Below are 17757 nucleotides of genomic sequence, written 5' to 3'. Positions count from 1 at the left end.
CTGATAAAAAGATTATTGTCATAAAATGTCTTTTCCAAAAATAAAAATTAAACATCCAGCAATCCTAAAGTAATGGATTTTTTAACGAGAGCCGCAATATTATTCACCTGAAGCTTATTGAAAATATTCTTTCGGTGGGTTTCTACAGTATGTTTGCTGATGTAGAGCTTTTCTGCAATTTCTTCTGTTGTAAAACCTTTTCCAATATAGCTTATGATTTCTTTTTCTCTTTTGCTTACAATATTTTTGTTGAAATCATATTTCGCTGCAGGCTGAAAATCTTTGTGAAATACTTTTGCATCATTCCAGACCATATTTTTTATACCTGCAATAAGTACATCAGAATCTGCATCTTTCAGCAAATATCCATCTACATCATCCGTAGAAACCATATTGGAATAAGAACTCATAATCAGGATCTTAACGGTCGGATAAAGCTTTCTTATCATTTTAGACAGTTCGATTCCGTTAATTTGAGGCATGGAAATATCAGTAATCAACAGATCCGGAATTTCAGATTGTAAATTTCTCATCAGATCAGAATAAGTATTGCAGGAATAAATTACCTTAAAATGTTCTTCCTGCTCCAGAAGCATAGTGAGACCTTTTAAAAAAATAAGATGATCATCTATAATGGCAATTTTTATTGTACTTCTCATTGTTTTAAATCAATAATTACAGTTGTTCCTTTGTCTTTAGTAGACTGTATATTTATTTCACCTGATATGATTTCCAATCTGTCCTGAATATTTTTAAGCCCTACTCCTTTTTCATTCATAGAAAACCCGACTCCGTTATCCGTAATGAAAATATTAATATCATTAAGATCTCTGTTGACGGACAACTCTACTTCTGTTGCTTTGGCGTGTCTGGAAATATTATTCAGCAATTCCTGCAAAATTCTGTAAAGGTTTATTTTTTTAATTTCGCTTAAATCATCCAATGCATTTTCAGGATAGATGTAAAGATAAAAACTGAATTCATTGCGTTGCTCATAAATGGTTTTCAAATCCAGTAAAAGATCTTTAAGATTTTTGTCTCTCAGATTATTAATACTCAGATTATGAGAAATCTCCCTTATTTCCTGAAATAAATTAGAAATATTGTCCTGAATTTTATCTAAATTTTTATTGTTAAGATCCGCATTCTCTTTTGCCAATAAGAGTTTTATTCCTGCCAAATCACCCGCGACACCGTCATGAAGATCTTTGGCAATTCTATTCCGTTCAATATCCTGTCCTTTTACAAGAGCAGTCATTTCTTTAAGTTCCTGCTCTCTTAATAATCTTTCTTTTTCCTGTTGATGATTAATATTTTCCTGAAGCCTTAATTTTTTAAGAAACTGAGCTCTTTTATATCCGAAATATAAAAAACCCGTTAATATAAAAATAGATAAAAGAGAGGTAACAACCACTAATTTATTCTTTTTAGCCTGCAGTTCTTTCTGCTGATTCAGGAGCTTAATCTGGCTGTTTTTTTTATCAACTTCGTATCTGGTAATAATTTCATTGATGTTTCGGTTTTTTTCAACGCTAAAAACACTGTCATTCAATTTATTGTAGATTTTCAGGTACTGATAAGCTTCTTCGTAGTCTCCGTTTTTACTGAAAACTGTATTGAGATCATCCATCAATGATATTTTATAATCCAACGGAATCGCAGGATTATCTGCAATTTTCTCTGCTTTTAAATAATAAGTTATCGCCTCAGAATACTGTCTTTTTTTATAATGATATCCTCCTAAATTATAGTAGTATAAAAAATTTAAGCTCGAATCTCCAATATCTTCAATCAATATTTTTGCAGCCTTGAGGTGCGATAAAGCAGCATCCAGATTTTTCCTTTGATCGCCCATAAAAAAGACAGCCAGATTGATATGAATGTCATACTGCCACTTTTTCTGATCCAGTTGTCTGGCTATCGAAAGTGCATCTGTGAAATACATCAATGCTGAATCCGGATTTTTTTTCCGCAGAATCATGCCTAAATTATTACTGCTTCCAAACTGCTCAGAAATTAAATTCTTCTCTTTTGTAAACCGATAATCTTCCTGAAAATATTGTATTGCCTGAACAGTATCATTTTGAGATAAAAACAGATTTCCCAAATTTTTTAAGGCAAAGCTTTTTTCGTTAAGCTCCCGCTTTTCAGAAATTTTTAATGATTTTAAAAACAGCTGTATTGCAAGCTGGTAATTGCTCTTATTATTTTCAATAAGTCCCAATTGGTTATAAGCAAGAGCCTGAGTCTGAAAATTATCTGAACGAAAAGCAACAGGAATCGATTTTTTAATATAGTATTGTGCTTTTTCAATGTCTCCTTTCTGGTAAAAACAATATCCCAGTCCATACAATCCTTTAGAAAGATAAAAATTATCCCCTTTTCTTTCACTGATTATTTTCACTTTGTTGATGTAATACACAGAAGAGTCTAAATCTGTGATTAAATTTCTTCTGTATTTTGTAAGGAAATCTTCAATCTCAGTATCCTTTTTCTGAGCCATAAAAAAGACACTGCTTAATAAACAGAATAAAATAAAATGTTTCATCATAAAAAGTAAATATACCATATTTATGGGATAGTGTATACAGTTGATTAATAATACTTTTGATAAAACAAAACCAATTTATGATGTTAAAAACAATATTACTTCTTTTTTTAGGCTCCTCCTTCTATTTTGGGCAAAGCATAAAAAATCCAGGATCTTTTTCAGGTCAGTCAAATTCTTCATGTACAGATTGCACCCTGAATCTGGCAGTCAGTTCTGAAGGCGACGGAACCAAAGCAACGGGAACAAGCGGACAGGGAAGCGGAACAACATCAGATGCTATAGAACTACTTATCCGACAAACCAAGAACTCACTAATCATTCAGTTAATGCCACAAAATAGAAATCTTAGCGCATTTACTATTTATGATTCGGCATGGAATATCAAGAAAGCGCAACAGATTAGCCCTACAAATTCCTATACGATTGATACATCTGATCTGTTATCGGGAAATTATACGATTGAACTGGAAATTGTTTCGCCAAACGTAAGTATGCAGCAATCTTTTACCAAGGAATAATTAAAAAAAACAGAATATGATGAATTGCAAATCATCATCAATATCTAACGCGGAATCCGAAAAGCGATAAAGAGTAGGAATAATTAAAATTAATATTCTATGAAAAATTTGAAAAAATTATCCCGACCAGAATTAAAATCTTTGAATGGAGGATGGTACGACTGCGGAGGACCTTTTCCGCCGGCAATCTGTAAATGTAAAAGAGGACAGCAATTGTGTCCGGATGGAACGTGTAAACCAGCTAATGAACTATGCCGTTAATTCCCTTTAATTATGAAAAATCTTAAAAAACTAGATCGAAACGAAATGAAAGCGGTTTTAGGAGGACTGGCTTGCAGAACGGATGACGGTTATTGTCCCGGAGGTTCTATCTGTTGTGGTACGCTTTGCCGATTACCAAGACAATGTAATATGTAAAGAACAAAAGAATTATGAAAAATTTAAAAAAGTTGAGCCGAGCAGAATTAAAAGTTTTAACGGGCGGAATATCTCCATACATCGTAAAATGCTGTAAGGATAGAACCTGCCCTACAAATCCTTACTGCCTTAGAGTTTTAACTCCGGTTTAGAAAAATTTCAGGAAAAATTTTGCAGAAAAAGCAATTCACAAATTAAAAAAGTTGAGAAGCATTTGGTGTTTCTCAACTTTTTAACTGAATACAAATTATAAGATAATTGTAAAATTATTTCTGAGATTTTAAAATCTCATTTTCTTTTTTAAGTAATTCAACATCTCTTTTAAGCAATGAAATATAATCCTGCAGGCTTTCTAAAACAGAGTTTGGAATATTAAAATTTTGATTGTAATAATTCTCAGAATTATCATTGAAACTTGAGTTATCATGATGAACAACTCCCGAAAATTCAGGTTCTTTGATATCATCAACACAAACATCCAGAGCTTTTGCCAGTTTCTCCCATTCGTCATCATAAATTTTCGATCTCCCATTTTCTTTACGGGAATAGCTGGAAGGATCTGTAGATAATATTTTTGCCATGTATTGCTGAGATAGTTTTCTTTGTTTTCTAAGGTCTTTTAGTTTTTGTTGTATCATCCCTCTGTGTTTATTTTGCAAATTTATAAAAAATCAAACGCAAAATTTGCAAAAAAATTGCAGGAAAATTGCAATTTTTATCCATTAATCGTGAGATATTTTTTCATAGTTTTGAAAATCAATATTGATAAAGCGCTTTAAAAAAACTCATTTATATATGTACAGATATAGATGAAAAACTGATCAGTAGAACCCTATGTCAGGGATTGTATGACAAAAAAAATTATTTAATACAAAAAAAATGGACAAATGAAAAATTTGAAAAAGCTTTCGAGAAATGATTTGAAAGAAATTAATGGAGGTAGATTACCTGGAGGGGGATCATGCAGAATTAGTGTTCAATATGCAGGTGGAGGATATGGTGTTTTTGACACCCCTACAATAAGCTCTTGCTCTAACCAGCAGACACAGGCAAATAAACAGTGTCTTAATTTAATTGGAAATCCTAACAGTGGAACTAGATGTTCTTATGATTGTGGTTGCGATGGATATGGACATTAAAAAATATAGGAAGAGTTTATTACTCTTCCTTTTACTTCTATTAGTATTTGTAAATTGTCAAAAAAAAGACACTAAAAATATTAATAATGTTGAAAATGCATTACGAATAGATACACTGAATTTAATTACAAATGTTTCATTTTATGATACAGGAACATTTGCTCTAAATACTCTTGTAAATCATAGAAATTTTAATTTCTCAATTTCTGGAACTAAAAAAAATGTAAAAGAAAGTAAAGAAATAACACTAACAAAACCAACAGTGTTTGAATCCTATGCTCTGGTTAACGGAAAAACAAGAGTTCAAAGATATTTGGTTTTTAGTAAAAATGATACTTTAACATTTGAATTTCGTAAAAATGGATCCGTTTATACAGGAAATAAGAAAAATGCTATTCTGAATACCTTAATATCGGATAATACTATTTATTCTATTGAAGAACCGGATAATTCTGGTAATTACATACAGTCGCTTAAAAAAAAATATGACAATAATTTAGCTATAATTAAGCAAGATTCTACTAATTATACTGATTTTCAATACAAGGCGATAAATGATTATTTAGAAATATATTTCTACAATAAACTTTTTAATGTAGATTTTTCAAAAATTACAAATCAGAAAGTAATTGAAGAACTAGACAAATACTTTGATATAGTTAATAACAATATTTTAATATTAAACAGACTTAATGCCGTACAAAATAAAAGTTTAATAATAAATTTATTACGGTATATATCATTTAAAAATAAGAATCATCATTTGATTGATAACTTACAATTTCTTGATAAAAAATTATTTAAAACAGAGGCTTTAGATGGTTTTCTTTTGGATTACATGGAAAATGATAATACTTTAAGTAAGAATGATATTGATATTATGAAAAAGTATATCCGAGAAAGCAGCCTCAAAAAAGCAACTGAGAAAAGCAAAGGGAAAGTTCTGTCTAAAAATATACTAAACTCCACTATTAAAGATGCAAAACTAAATGAAGTTGCCATTAAAAATATATTGTCAGTAAAAAATGAAAAATTAATTTTAGTAGACTTATGGGCTACATGGTGTGTACCATGTCTTAAAGAAATACCTAATTGGAAAATAGCACAAAAAAAATATAGTGATAAAATAAAATTCATTCGTATTAGTATAGATAACGATCAAAAAAAATGGAACGTATTCCTAAAAAAGGATATAAATGATGAGTCCAATTATATTATCAGCAACTCTAGTCATCCTTTTATAAAATACTTTGAAATCAGTTCAATTCCAAGGTTTCTTTTATTCAATAATAAGTTTGAGGTAATTTCAGATGACTTTGACAGACCAAGTGACAATAATTTTGACATTAAGCTTAAAGCAATTTTGGATGAAAATTAATTCTATAATAACGTTCATTTTCTTTCTGTCGTTACTATCATGTGAAAAACATGCAAAAACAACCATAATCAAAGGTAATATTCCTAATTTACCAGATGGAACTGTATACCTTTTTAAAGATTATCCTAGTAATAAAGTAGATAGTGTAAAAAGTATTAATGGTGTATTTAAAATATCTCATAAATGGTTTGAAAAGGAGCCTGTCTATATTGGAATTGACCATATTGATAAAAAAGGAGTTTTGCGTTTTTTTTCTTTTAGGACAAATGCAAAATATAAAGGTTCAGGTTGGGGAACTAGCGTATTTTTATCTGATTCGATAATTGAAATTATGGGCAATTTAAAATATGACACTTTAGTTGGAATTCAGCTTCCTCCGGGCAGAAAACCAGTAACAGGACCTCCCTTAAAAGCCGGACAACAAACAGAAGCTTTTTATGATGTAGATGGTGATTTATTTGATAATATTACTCCTAAAGCCTTTCCAATTATTAAAGAAAAATTAATTAAGTTTCCTTTTTCATATCATTTATTATACAAGATTAATGAAAATAAAAATAGCTTTTCTCCGCAACAGGTCGATGAATATTTAAAACTTTTCAAAGGAGAAATTACTCAAAGTACAACTTTTAAAAATTTATCCGCCTACAACAAAAAAAGATACACCGAGAAAAATACATCGCTTCCCTCATTGGAAAATATCAGTGGTGAGAAATCTGCTATTTTGGATTCAAAATATAAAAAGCATCTGGTTGTTTTCTGGGCAAGTTGGTGCGGACCTTGCAGAGAGGAAATCCCTCTTTTGAAAAACATGTACAGGAAAAAAGATGAATCATTAGAATTTATTTCAATCTCAATTGATGAAGATAAAAATGCTTGGAAAAAAGCACTCAATGAAGAAAAAATGAATTGGAGGCAATTCATCTTCAATGGAAAAGATCCAAACTACGAAAAAATTCAGATGCATTTCAAATTAAATGGTGCGATTCCATATACTGTTCTTCTTGATAACAATTCTAAGATTTTAAAGTCTACTGTTGGTCTATCTTCAGAGAAAAATTTGCAGGATTTTATTAGTAGCAAATAGTAAAATCGTATATATCACTTATAAAATTGAATATAAAACATTCATAAGCAATAAAATAAACATAAATCACGTTAAAATGAAAAAAGTATTTGTTTTTTTCAAACATCTGCTTATTTTAGATGAAAAATATTAATATGCTATTGGACAAACTCATTAACTATCTAAAACTCGACAAACAGGAGTTTCTTTTTCAGTTTAACTCACACCCAAATTATCCTTCTGCTTTAGCTTTCAGCGACACATTAAATTTCATGGGCGTACGAAATGATGCGTACGAATTAGATAAAGAATACTGGGATGAACTTCCTGAAGAGTTTATTACCATTGTAGATAATTCTTTTTCGCTCGTTAAAAAAAACGGCACACAATATTCCATTTATTCCGATAAAGCAAAGACTTTAAATAAAGAAGAACTGCACAAAAAATCCACAGATTTTGTTTTGCTGTTTGAAAAAGATAAAGTTGAGCAAAAATCCGTGACAAGCTACAAACCTTTTATTTATGCTATTTTTGCGGTTGTTTTAATCTATTCAGCAATTAATTTAGCTTGGTATGAAGCGGTTTTCAATGTTTTATCATTGGTAGGAGTGTATATTTCTTTAGAACTTTTCAATCAGAAATTCGGAAATACTTCTACCGTTATCGGAAGTATTTGTGGAGATACAGCAGGAAATCAGGCTGTAAATTCCTGCAGCAAAATCATTACACAGGATAAGACAAGCATTTTAGGGCTTAAGTTCTCAGATTTTTCTCTGATCTATTTTGTTGGACTTACCATTTTAGGATTGTTTCTTCCTGCAACTTCACTTATTATTAAAGGTTTTACCTTTGCTTCGGTTATCGCAATCGGCTATTCTTTATATGTTCAGGGATTTGTTGAAAAAACTTTTTGCCGTGTCTGCCTTTTGATTATTTCTATTTTAACAGCCCAGATTTTAATCAGTGTTTTGCTTTTTCCAATTATCTCTTTTGATCTGAAAACCGCTTTACTTAGTATTATTTTATGGATTGCTGTATTTTCAATGGTTTTGTATTTAAACAATACGCTTGAAGAAAGAGAAACTCTGCAAAAATCGAATGCAAAAAATTTAAGATTCAAAAGAAATTATGAACTTTTCAAAAGAGAACTATCAGAAAAAGAAAAAGTAACATTTTCTGATAATGAAACTTTCTTTATAGGAAATAAAGATGCCAAACTGCATTTATCGATTGTTTCAAATCCATACTGCGGATTTTGTAAAGATGCTCATAAAATTGTAGAAACTTTACTTACAAAATATCCAAATGACATTTCAGTGCAGATGAGATTTAACTATTCTCCGGATAAACAGAACGAGAAATTCACGAATCTGATTTCAGATTTCATGTATACCTACCGAAATAAACCATCTCAGGAGTTCTTACAACTTATAGAATATTGGTTTGAAAACAAAGATGAAAATAAAGTAAGACAAAAAGCAGGAACGAATTCCGCTCAGGAGGATCTTACTCCTCTTGTGGAAATGTCTGCCGAAAACAGAAATGCTGGATTAAATTTTACCCCAATCATTTTGATCAACGGTTATCAGTTTCCGGATAAATACGATCGTGAAGATATTTACTATTTTATTGATGAATTGTCTGAAGACGAAGAAATTTAACGGGTAATTAATTTTTGTAATACAAAATTCACTAATTTAGGAAAAATTTAAAGCGGAATCCGAAAAGCTTAAAAAGAGTAGGAAATCAAACAAATTATTATACTATGAAAAATCTAAAGAAAATTGCAAGAGAAGATCTCAGAATGATTCAGGGAGGTTACGGTCCTCCGGTAAGTGACGGAATGGGAGGATGGTATTGCCCAAACCGTACAGAAGTAATGTGTCTGAACGGATGTACAGTTCTTTGCATGAGTGGAACTCAGTGTAAACCATCTTTCTGCATTGATCCAATCTTTGGATAAAATAACAGAACCAAATCATTAAATTATGAAAAATCTAAAAAAGCTTAACCGAAATCAACTAAAAACAGTTACAGGTGGAATTGCTTGCAGAACCGAAGATGATTACTGCCCCGGAACTTCTGTATGCTGCAGAAACGGCGGTCAGTTCGACGGATTATGCAGAAGTTTACAACAAATGGCAACGCAATGCGCATTTTAAATAAATAATTACTATGAAAAATCTAAAAAAACTTTCAAGAGAAAACTTGAAATCTGTAAAAGGAGGTGTAAAAGAAGGATGTCCTGGACCAAAATCACCATATTATCGTCCATATGCTACACAAGCAGAGTGTGAGGCAGCCACAGGAAAAACCTGCTCATATTCAGAAGAAAGCTATTGCTTTCCTGCAGGATGGAATGCAGATCTTCTATAAAAATTAAAAATTTAATTTTTTGAAAGAAATAGTTGTCGTCGAACCGGCGGCAACTTATTTATAAATAAAAACGTCAATCATTGAAATCTTTTCCTTTCTATCGTCAACCAGACTCAAAAGACTGCGGTCCTACCTGCCTTCGTATTGTAAGCAAACATTATGGCAAAAGTATCTCGCTCCAACAAATTCGTAACCTTTCAGAAACGACAAGGGAAGGAAGCAGCTTACTCGGATTGAGTGATGCTGCGGAAGACCTTGGGTTCCGTTCTTTAGGAGTTCAGATTAATTTTGAATCTCTTGCAGAGGAAGTTCCGTTTCCCTGTATTGTCCACTGGAATAAAAATCACTTCGTGGTTGTTTATAAAATAGACAAAAACAACAAAGTTTACGTTTCAGATCCCGGATACGGACTCATTACCTACACGAGAGAAGAATTCATCAAGTTATGGATCGGTGAAAATGCCAATGAAAAAACAGAAGAGGGAATTGTACTTATTTTAGAAACCACCCCTGCTTTTTTTCAAACAGAATTTGATGATCAGGAAAGTAAAGCCAGTTTTTCTTTTCTTTCAAAATATGTATTAAAATATAAATCGCTGGTTATCCAGCTCGCAGTAGGTCTTTTGGCAGGAAGTTTACTTTCTCTGATTTTCCCTTTCCTTACCCAGAGTATTGTCGATGTTGGTATTCAGAATCAGGATCTTAATTTCATTTATCTTGTCCTTTTAGCACAAGTGATGCTTTTTATGGGAAGAATGGGAATTGAAATGATCCGAAGCTGGATTTTGCTTCATCTTTCGGCAAGGATTAATATTTCTATTATTTCCGATTTCTTTATTAAACTCATGAAGCTTCCGATCAGTTTTTTCGATACGAGAATGACCGGAGACATCATGCAGAGAATTAATGACCATCACAGAATCGAGCAGCTTCTCACAAGTTCTTCGCTGAACACCCTGTTTTCATTAGTCAATCTTATTATTTTCAGTATCGTACTGTTATTTTATGATTACAGGCTGTTTATCGTCTATCTTATCGGAGCGGCAGCTTACATCGGATGGATCAGTTTTTTCCTGAGCAAAAGAAAAGAACTCGATTACAAAAGATTTTCGCAGGTTTCTCAGGAGCAGAGCAAAGTGATCGAACTGATCAACGGAATGCAGGAGATAAAAATGCATAATGCCGAGAAACAAAAAAGATGGGACTGGGAATTTCTACAGGTGAAATTATTCAAGCTGAGAATAAAATCTTTGTCTTTGGAACAGTGGCAGTCTGTAGGAGGAAATTTCATTAACCAGATGAAAGATATTTTCGTGAGCTTTCTTTCGGCAAAATTGGTGCTTGAAGGAAATTTAACGTTAGGGATGATGCTTTCAGTTCAGTATATCATCGGACAATTAAACAGCCCTTTGCTTCAGCTGATCGATTTTATAAAACAGTTTCAGGATGCTAAAATTTCTTTGGAAAGATTGGGTGAAATTCATGATAAGGATGACGAGGAGAATAAGGAAGAGCAATATTCCCACGAAATTCCGGAAAAAGACATTCTGGTGGAAAACGTTTCATTCAGATATACCGGCTCCGATGTTCCGGTTTTTGAAAATCTTACATTGAGCATTCCTTTTCAGAAAACGACAGCCATTGTAGGAGCAAGCGGAAGCGGAAAAACAACACTTTTGAAACTTTTAATGAAATTCTACGAACCTTCTCAGGGAGAAATTCGATTAGGAAATACAAAACTCAATAATATTTCCCCGAGATTCTGGAGAGATCATTGCGGAGTGGTAATGCAGGAAGGATATGTTTTTAATGATACTATTGCCAATAATATTGCCGTTGGTGAAGATTATGTAGATAAGCAAAAATTGAGGAGATCCGTAGAAATCGCCAACATTAAAGAATTTATTGAAGAATTGCCATTAAGCTACAACACAAAAATCGGAAATGAAGGTTTGGGAGTGAGCGGCGGGCAAAAGCAGAGACTTTTCATTGCAAGAGCGGTTTATAAATCTCCTGATTATATTTTATTTGATGAAGCAACTTCTGCTTTGGATGCAAACAATGAAAAAGTGATCATGGAAAATCTCGAACAGTTCTTCAAAGGAAAAACAGCAGTTGTGATCGCTCACAGGCTTTCCACTGTAAAACACGCCGATAAAATCATTGTTTTAGATAAAGGAAAAGTAGTAGAAGAAGGAAATCATGCGGAATTGGTTGCTCTGAGAGGAGAATATTACCGATTGGTAAAGAATCAGTTAGAACTTGGAAATTAAATTTCAGGTATATCATATAGCGAAATCCGAAAAGCTTATAGAGTAGGAATAATTTACAAAATCAAATTTTATGAAAAAAATGAAGAAGCTAACAAGAGAAAATCTTAAAAACGTAAAAGGAGCAGGCGGGCCCTCATATCCGGACGACTCTATTTATTATTGCCACTGCGGCGGTACTGGATGGTATATTGCAGAGGAAAAGTCGTGTATGGATATTAACGGGAATTATTATCCGCCCATTTGTCAGTAATTCAATTTAAATCACATTTAAAATTACTATGAAAAATCTTAAAAAATTAACGCGCAAAGATCTTAAACATGTAAAAGGGAGCGGAGGCGGATTTCCGGGTGAAGGTTTAGGAGGTAGCGATTGCGGAGACTATTTTCCGGTAGACCCTCCAATGCCTGGACAGCCTTATAACTGCGGATGTAATTACCTTGCATGGTGTGAAAAAATGTCTGCCTGCGTACACATGAATTTTTACAGTGCAGAAAACTGCCATCTTTAATACAAACTAAAACAAATTTTAATTATGAAAAATTTAAAAAAATTAACAAGAAAAGATTTAAAAGATCTTAAAGGAGGAGGATTAAACGATTGCGGAGCATATTTCCCACCTGAACCACCACTTCCGGGAGAACCGTACGATTGTGGCTGCAACCTTATGTGGTGCTCAAAAAGAAGTGCATGTATTCATCAGAATATGTACTCACCGCAAATTTGCAAATAATTAAAAATTTTTAGATTTCAACTTAAATCTAATGCATAAAACAGCAATCTTCTTAACGGAAGATTGCTTCTATTAAAATATGGAAAAAGACATTTTAGATAATATTGAGCTTCGTTCTGAAAGTGTTCAGGATATTTTGACCCAACCTCCTCACTGGATGATCCGTTGGGGAAATACCATTATATTTTTGATTTTAGTGCTTATTTTAATAATGAGCTACGTCATCAAATATCCGGAATTTATTCCTGCGCCTATTATTGTGACTTCACAAAATCCACCGGAGAAATTAGAAGCCAGAACCAATTCTAAAATTGAAAAAATATTTATCAAAGATCATCAGGAAGTTAAAAAAGATCAGGTATTGATGGTCATGCAGTCTTCTGCCAACTACAAAGATGTTCTTGCATTAAAAAAAATAATCGATTCTTTATCACCCAATAGATTATCATCATTTCCACTCAGCGAAACCTCTCATTTCAAATTGGGAGAACTTCAGGGAGATTATAACAGTTTTGCAAAAGCTTTTCAGGATGAAGCTCTGTTTACAAGACTGCAGCCTTACGCTCCGGAAAATCTTGCCGCTAACCAGAGTCTTTCCGAATACAGGGTAAGAATTGCCACTACCAAACAGCAAAAAAGCCTTGAACAGGCAAAATATGAGCTTACCAAGAAAAATTACATCCGTTCTCAGGAGTTATTCAATCAAGGAGTTATTTCCTCCATGGAGCTTGAAAATGAAAAAATAAAATACATACAGGCGCAGCAAAATTTAGAAAACATCAACATTTCTCTTTCACAGATGGAAGAAGGAATTTCTAATTTAAATAAAACAAAAAGCGGAACAGCTATTAACACAGAAAAAGATAAAATTACCTACTCTTCCCAGACTTTACAGCTTTTTGAACAATTGAGAAAATCGCTGAAGCAATGGGAGCAAAATTATCTTCTTATTTCGAATACAGATGGTATTGCCAGTTTTCAGCAGTTTTTCGGCGAAAATCAGTTTATAAAAGCAGGAGATGCCGTTTTATCTATTCTTCCTAAAAACCGGGAAAAACTAGTCGGCAGAATGTCGGTTCCGGCTACCAACTCAGGTAAGATTGCTTCGGGTGAAAAGGTTTTGATTAAGCTCGACAATTACCGTTATCAGGAATACGGAATCGTAGAAGGAAAAGTACAGAATATTTCTCTGTCTCCCGATAAAGAAGGAAATTACTACGTAGATGTACTTCTTCCAAAAGGATTAAAAACCAGCTACAATAAAAACTTGGTTTTCGATAAAGAATTAAAAGGAAGTGCGGAAATTGTTACTCAGGATTTAAGGTTGATTGAGCGCTTCTTTTATCAGATGAGAAAATTATTAGGATATCAAAGCTAATACAAATATAGAAACCGGAACGCCCTTGTTTCGGTTTTATTTTTTGTATTCCGTTAAAAATAGCTGATTTTTATAAATAGAAAACTACCATGATTATCAAATAAAAAGGTTTCAGGATATTTCTTGAAACCTTTTATTCATATGTAGCGAAGACGGGAATTGAACCCGTGACCTCAGGGTTATGAATCCTGCGCTCTAACCAACTGAGCTACCTCGCCGTTTTGGTGGTGCAAATATACAAAAATATTTACTCCCTCCAAATTTATTTTAACTTAAAATATTCCAAAACATCACCAACATGCTCTGGTTTGCTGATTATCTTATTGTTAGCATCCAAAATAAAATACGTAGGAGTTGCATGAACATTGTATGTATCTACGTAAGTACTGTTCCAACCTTTCAGTTCAGAATCATTTACCCATGGAAATGCTGCAATCTTTTTAGAATAAGAATCTTTATCCACATCTAAAGATAAACCAACAACCTGAACATTTTTAGCCTTCAAATCGCTGTATTTAGCCAATAATTGAGGAAGCTCACTTTCACAGTGAGAACACGTGGAAGACCAGAAAATAACTACCTTTTTATCAGCCTTAATATCCTGTAAAGATTTAGCAGTAGTATTAACCGGTGAATTAAACTTATAATTAGGGAAAACTGCTCCCATTTCAACGTTGGCATTAGATTTCAACGTGGAAGCAAGCCTGTCGGTAATTGTGCATTTTAGATTTTTAGCCAGATTAAGATATTTATCCTTGAAATCCTGCATATCATATACATCAAAAATATCGATCAATTCAGAAAGTACGGTCTGTCCTCGGGGAGTTTCTACTTTTAATATATCTAAAAGTTTATCCACAGAGGCTGTAACATTAGTATTGCCACCCGAATTCAGATAACTTACTAAAATTGGTCTCAACAGTGATGATGTTTCTAACATATCGTTAGACTTATCAATAAAATTGATGATTTCGTCCTGAGTTACTTTTTTAGAAGCATCACCAGACAAAAATTTACTGTAATTGGTATTGTAATAATAGATAAAAGGATGCTGCGCCTGATCTATTCCGGAAGAGCTTCCTGAAAGTCTGTTGATTTCAGTCTTTAAAGCTTTTCCAAACTCCGTATTGTCTTTATAATATTCTTTGATCTGTGCTAAAGCAGGAAGAATAAGTTCTTTCTTCTGTGAGCCTTCCTGAAGCTTACTCATCACATCATTGGCTTCATCAAGATAAACGATATCCTTTATTTTATTAGCCTGCGTTTCAAGCTTAACACTTACATTTTTATTTTCTGAAATGAAATTGAAAGTATTATTGGAGTTGGGAAAATAGACTTTCATCATTCCCATATAATTTTTGGGATATTTAAAAGTCCATACATTATTTTTACTTTGTTCTTTCGTTACAATAATATCCTTAGAACCATTTAAAGTATATAAAATTGCGTCTTGATCTTTAAAATCGGCAGGAGCCTGAATGGAGACTGTAAACTGAGCCTGTAATGAAAATGCAGCTGCTAAAGCTGATATTGTAAAAATTTTTTTCATAACGTAAAAATAAAAAAACTCTCCGAGTAATCAGAGAGTTTAATAGTATTTTAATAAAATTTTATGCTTTCTTAGCTGTATACTTTTTAGTAAAAAATGCGATGAATAAAACAGCAATAATTCCTAATGCATACACATACATATCTATCGGTGAGGAAACTACAGTTCCTCCTGAACCGGATCCTCCGGTTCCCCCGTCACCAGGGTTTGGTGGTGCTTGTGCGCTCACCCATGATAGTGCAAAAAGAAAAAAAGTAGAGACCAGTTTATTAATAGTTTTCATATTCAATTATTTTAAGATTTTCGTGTTAACAATATCTCCTTTGTCTGAAACAACTTTTACTACGTAAGAATTCTTGATATTTTTATCCAATTCAATTACGAAGTCTCTAGAAGTCTCAACAGCTTTTTTAGAGATTACTAATTTACCACTCATATCATAAACTTCGATGTCTGCTTTTTTCCAATTAGGATCAAATCTAACGATATAGTTATCAATTGCAGGGTTGTAAACAACCAGTGTTCTTGATGGAGATTTAGTATCATTTGTTGCTAATACCACACCAGTAAGCTCTCCATAATATAGATCAGCTTCAGTAGTAATAGCAGAAGTAGTTCCACCCTGAACAGCTTGCTGTAAATTACCGTTAGCAGCCTTATAATAGAATCCGATTCCTGAAGATAACTGATGTACTCCGTTATTTACCAATTCACCGTTTTCTTTAACTTCAAATTTATATGACTTAACTACATTGGTATTATAATTAACCAGTTTAATGTTCTTACCTAAGAAATTAACTTCGTTAGCTTCATTAATATACAACCAATAGTTAAGATTATTGTTATCATACCCGCCATTTGGAGCTTCTTCAAAAGTACCGATAACATCTCCTCCTGTAGCAGAAGCCTGAACTGTTGTTGCAGATGATGTCTGGTGTCCTGTTGTAAAATTAGGATTTACCACATAATATGTTCTTCCAACTTCTTTACCATTAGCATCCAGAGCAATTACACCAAGTTGTTTTACAGTATTGGTAGTTCCTTTTTGTCCGAAGGTTGTATTTGCTGAAGATTTAGCAGCATTTACATTGTAGTCTACATTTGCAGCTCTAACAGTGCTATTGAATCTTCTCAGGGTAGAGAAATTCAATGTCTGTGCTGTATTATCTCTAAGCTTTAATACAAAAGTCTGCATCGGCTTGATGATAAGTCCTGTATCTCCTACAGGAACTCCTAATGTAGTATACGTCTGAACCTGAGCTCCGGTAGTATAGGTTCCCCCTCCTCCATTGCTTCCTCCTGCGTAACTAACTACTGTACCGGTAGTATATTTTACTCCCCATATATTAGATACAGCGTTTCCGTCTGTAACGCCGCCACTTTCAACATATCCTATTCTGGATAAATCAAGGTTAGTAAAATATGGATTACCAAACTGATAAATATTTTTACCGAAATTTCCTACGAATTTTCCAGTAGTATTAGAGAACTGATCCTGAAGATAAGTTGCATATTGCTCTCCATAAGTATTGTAACCAAGTCCGTTTGTTCCAAAAGAAACATTACCTGCATTCTGCAGACTCACTGCTGTAAGATCTTCAGAACGTACAGGAGCTCCGTTTAAGGTATAAACAGTACCTGTAGGGGTAGGTGCAATAGTTGGTAAAGTTGATGGCGGAGTACTTAAATCAAGATTGTTTGATCTTGATCCTAGCATATAATATGCCGGGGAATTAGGAGTTGTGTTGGCAAGATTTGTAACATGATCAGAAACCGCACTTGCGTTATTCCATGATAAAATCAAATCATTGTTAACAAATCCCGGATTGTTAAGGGTTCTTGTAGTCCCGAAAGTCTTGTTCAACTCTGTTGATAAAGTACTGTACGCTTTTCCGGCAAAAGGCAATGCCATTTGTTGGAAATAGTTTCCATTACCATTCTTAGCGGTTCTGTATTCCTTACTTACCACACCGGTAAGATTGCCTGCAGAAATACCATTAATATAAAGCTGACCGTAAGTGGAAGAATCGTAACTTCCCGGTGTATTAAGTCTTAAGACGATGTTTCCACCATCTGTTTTGTTGGCACCACCGGTGGTAATTGTTTTGAAAGCATCTGTCGGGGTGGCATCTACCATAACGTTCCCATGAACATCTACGATACCAGCTCCTCTGGTCTGGATTCCTCCTCCACTATATACCAAAGTACCTTCACTCACATACGTAGTAGCAGCGTCATCTACGTGTACTAGAACATTCTGCGCCTGAACAGAATAAGTAGCTGCCAATAAACCAATAGCAAATAAACTTTTTCTCATTGTATATAAATATTTGTGTGTTAATACAATATCTCAAATGCAAAGTTATGTTTTTTTTACTAAA

Annotated in this window: 22 protein-coding genes and 1 tRNA gene; 16 read left to right on the top strand and 7 right to left on the bottom strand. The window is 33.2% G+C overall.

Annotated features, from left to right (window positions below; translation table 11 throughout):
• Positions 1–47: 47 nt before the first annotated feature.
• On the bottom strand, positions 48–659 hold the full coding sequence (locus tag PFY09_RS16115; RefSeq protein ID WP_271160359.1) for a response regulator transcription factor: 612 nt from the start codon (positions 657–659) through the stop codon (positions 48–50).
• Positions 656–2503: a tetratricopeptide repeat-containing sensor histidine kinase gene (locus PFY09_RS16110; RefSeq protein ID WP_271160358.1), complete on the bottom strand. Its 1848-nt coding sequence runs from the start codon at positions 2501–2503 to the stop codon at positions 656–658. Before PFY09_RS16110 ends, PFY09_RS16115 begins: the two co-directional genes overlap by 4 nt.
• Positions 2504–2631: 128 nt before the next feature.
• On the opposite strand from PFY09_RS16110, the gene PFY09_RS16105 reads away from it, so the two are divergent.
• The 4 genes from PFY09_RS16105 to PFY09_RS20870 all read left to right on the top strand — a co-directional run bounded on the left by PFY09_RS16105 (position 2632) and on the right by PFY09_RS20870 (position 3638).
• A complete protein-coding gene (locus PFY09_RS16105; RefSeq protein ID WP_271160357.1) occupies positions 2632–3069 on the top strand; it encodes a hypothetical protein in 438 nt (145 codons plus the stop codon).
• Between the two features lie 99 nt (positions 3070–3168).
• On the top strand, positions 3169–3330 hold the full coding sequence (locus PFY09_RS16100) for a bacteriocin-like protein (protein ID WP_271160356.1): 162 nt from the start codon (positions 3169–3171) through the stop codon (positions 3328–3330).
• Between the two features lie 12 nt (positions 3331–3342).
• Complete coding sequence (locus tag PFY09_RS16095; protein WP_165796748.1) at positions 3343–3486, top strand: bacteriocin-like protein; 144 nt, start codon at positions 3343–3345, stop codon at positions 3484–3486.
• Between the two features lie 14 nt (positions 3487–3500).
• On the top strand, positions 3501–3638 hold the full coding sequence (locus PFY09_RS20870; RefSeq protein ID WP_408640174.1) for a bacteriocin-like protein: 138 nt from the start codon (positions 3501–3503) through the stop codon (positions 3636–3638).
• A gap of 114 nt (positions 3639–3752) precedes the next feature.
• Here the strand turns inward: PFY09_RS20870 and PFY09_RS16090 are convergent, their stop codons facing one another.
• The gene (locus PFY09_RS16090; protein WP_271160355.1) at positions 3753–4124 is read right to left on the bottom strand and encodes a helix-turn-helix transcriptional regulator; all 372 of its coding nucleotides are present in this window, start codon (positions 4122–4124) and stop codon (positions 3753–3755) included.
• Between the two features lie 249 nt (positions 4125–4373).
• On the opposite strand from PFY09_RS16090, the gene PFY09_RS16085 reads away from it, so the two are divergent.
• From PFY09_RS16085 to PFY09_RS16035, 12 genes are all read left to right on the top strand, one after another.
• Positions 4374–4625, top strand: coding sequence for a bacteriocin-like protein (locus PFY09_RS16085; protein ID WP_271160354.1), 252 nt, complete (start codon positions 4374–4376; stop codon positions 4623–4625).
• Complete coding sequence (locus PFY09_RS16080) at positions 4576–6003, top strand: TlpA family protein disulfide reductase (protein ID WP_271160353.1); 1428 nt, start codon at positions 4576–4578, stop codon at positions 6001–6003. The genes PFY09_RS16085 and PFY09_RS16080 overlap by 50 nt, the downstream gene beginning before the upstream one ends.
• Complete coding sequence (locus PFY09_RS16075; protein WP_271160352.1) at positions 5993–7090, top strand: TlpA disulfide reductase family protein; 1098 nt, start codon at positions 5993–5995, stop codon at positions 7088–7090. Before PFY09_RS16080 ends, PFY09_RS16075 begins: the two co-directional genes overlap by 11 nt.
• A 134-nt stretch (positions 7091–7224) precedes the next feature.
• The gene (locus PFY09_RS16070) at positions 7225–8730 is read left to right on the top strand and encodes a thioredoxin domain-containing protein (RefSeq protein ID WP_271162353.1); all 1506 of its coding nucleotides are present in this window, start codon (positions 7225–7227) and stop codon (positions 8728–8730) included.
• Positions 8731–8834: 104 nt separating this feature from the next.
• Positions 8835–9032, top strand: coding sequence for a bacteriocin-like protein (locus tag PFY09_RS16065; RefSeq protein ID WP_076395230.1), 198 nt, complete (start codon positions 8835–8837; stop codon positions 9030–9032).
• Between the two features lie 25 nt (positions 9033–9057).
• Positions 9058–9231 carry a bacteriocin-like protein gene (locus tag PFY09_RS16060; protein WP_157967282.1) on the top strand — a complete coding sequence of 58 codons (174 nt, stop codon included), beginning with the start codon at positions 9058–9060 and terminating at the stop codon, positions 9229–9231.
• Between the two features lie 13 nt (positions 9232–9244).
• Positions 9245–9445, top strand: a complete 201-nt coding sequence (locus tag PFY09_RS16055) for a bacteriocin-like protein (RefSeq protein WP_076395228.1) — start codon at positions 9245–9247, stop codon at positions 9443–9445.
• An 80-nt stretch (positions 9446–9525) separates the two neighbouring features.
• Positions 9526–11718 carry a peptidase domain-containing ABC transporter gene (locus tag PFY09_RS16050; protein WP_076395225.1) on the top strand — a complete coding sequence of 731 codons (2193 nt, stop codon included), beginning with the start codon at positions 9526–9528 and terminating at the stop codon, positions 11716–11718.
• Positions 11719–11788: 70 nt separating this feature from the next.
• Positions 11789–11968 (top strand): bacteriocin-like protein, encoded by a 180-nt coding sequence (locus PFY09_RS20865; RefSeq protein ID WP_076395223.1) that lies wholly within the window; start codon positions 11789–11791, stop codon positions 11966–11968.
• A gap of 28 nt (positions 11969–11996) precedes the next feature.
• On the top strand, positions 11997–12227 hold the full coding sequence (locus PFY09_RS16045) for a bacteriocin-like protein (protein ID WP_076395221.1): 231 nt from the start codon (positions 11997–11999) through the stop codon (positions 12225–12227).
• Positions 12228–12251: 24 nt separating this feature from the next.
• The gene (locus tag PFY09_RS16040; RefSeq protein WP_271160351.1) at positions 12252–12449 is read left to right on the top strand and encodes a bacteriocin-like protein; all 198 of its coding nucleotides are present in this window, start codon (positions 12252–12254) and stop codon (positions 12447–12449) included.
• 79 nt (positions 12450–12528) lie between these two features.
• Positions 12529–13827, top strand: a complete 1299-nt coding sequence (locus tag PFY09_RS16035) for an HlyD family secretion protein (protein WP_076395216.1) — start codon at positions 12529–12531, stop codon at positions 13825–13827.
• 144 nt (positions 13828–13971) lie between these two features.
• Here PFY09_RS16035 and PFY09_RS16030 read toward each other — a convergent pair.
• From PFY09_RS16030 to PFY09_RS16015, 4 genes are all read right to left on the bottom strand, one after another.
• A tRNA-Met gene (locus tag PFY09_RS16030) sits at positions 13972–14045 on the bottom strand.
• 44 nt (positions 14046–14089) lie between these two features.
• Positions 14090–15376: a peroxiredoxin family protein gene (locus PFY09_RS16025; protein ID WP_076395215.1), complete on the bottom strand. Its 1287-nt coding sequence runs from the start codon at positions 15374–15376 to the stop codon at positions 14090–14092.
• Between the two features lie 61 nt (positions 15377–15437).
• A complete protein-coding gene (locus PFY09_RS16020) occupies positions 15438–15659 on the bottom strand; it encodes a signal peptidase (protein WP_076395213.1) in 222 nt (73 codons plus the stop codon).
• 6 nt (positions 15660–15665) lie between these two features.
• Positions 15666–17693: a T9SS type A sorting domain-containing protein gene (locus tag PFY09_RS16015; RefSeq protein WP_271160350.1), complete on the bottom strand. Its 2028-nt coding sequence runs from the start codon at positions 17691–17693 to the stop codon at positions 15666–15668.
• Positions 17694–17757 lie beyond the last annotated feature (64 nt).

It is taken from the genome of Chryseobacterium gambrini (assembly GCF_027920505.1).
Taxonomy (GTDB): Bacteria; Bacteroidota; Bacteroidia; order Flavobacteriales; family Weeksellaceae; genus Chryseobacterium; species Chryseobacterium gambrini.
The sequence above is the reverse complement of the archived record's forward strand: the minus strand, read 5'-3'. Positions and strand labels throughout refer to the sequence as shown.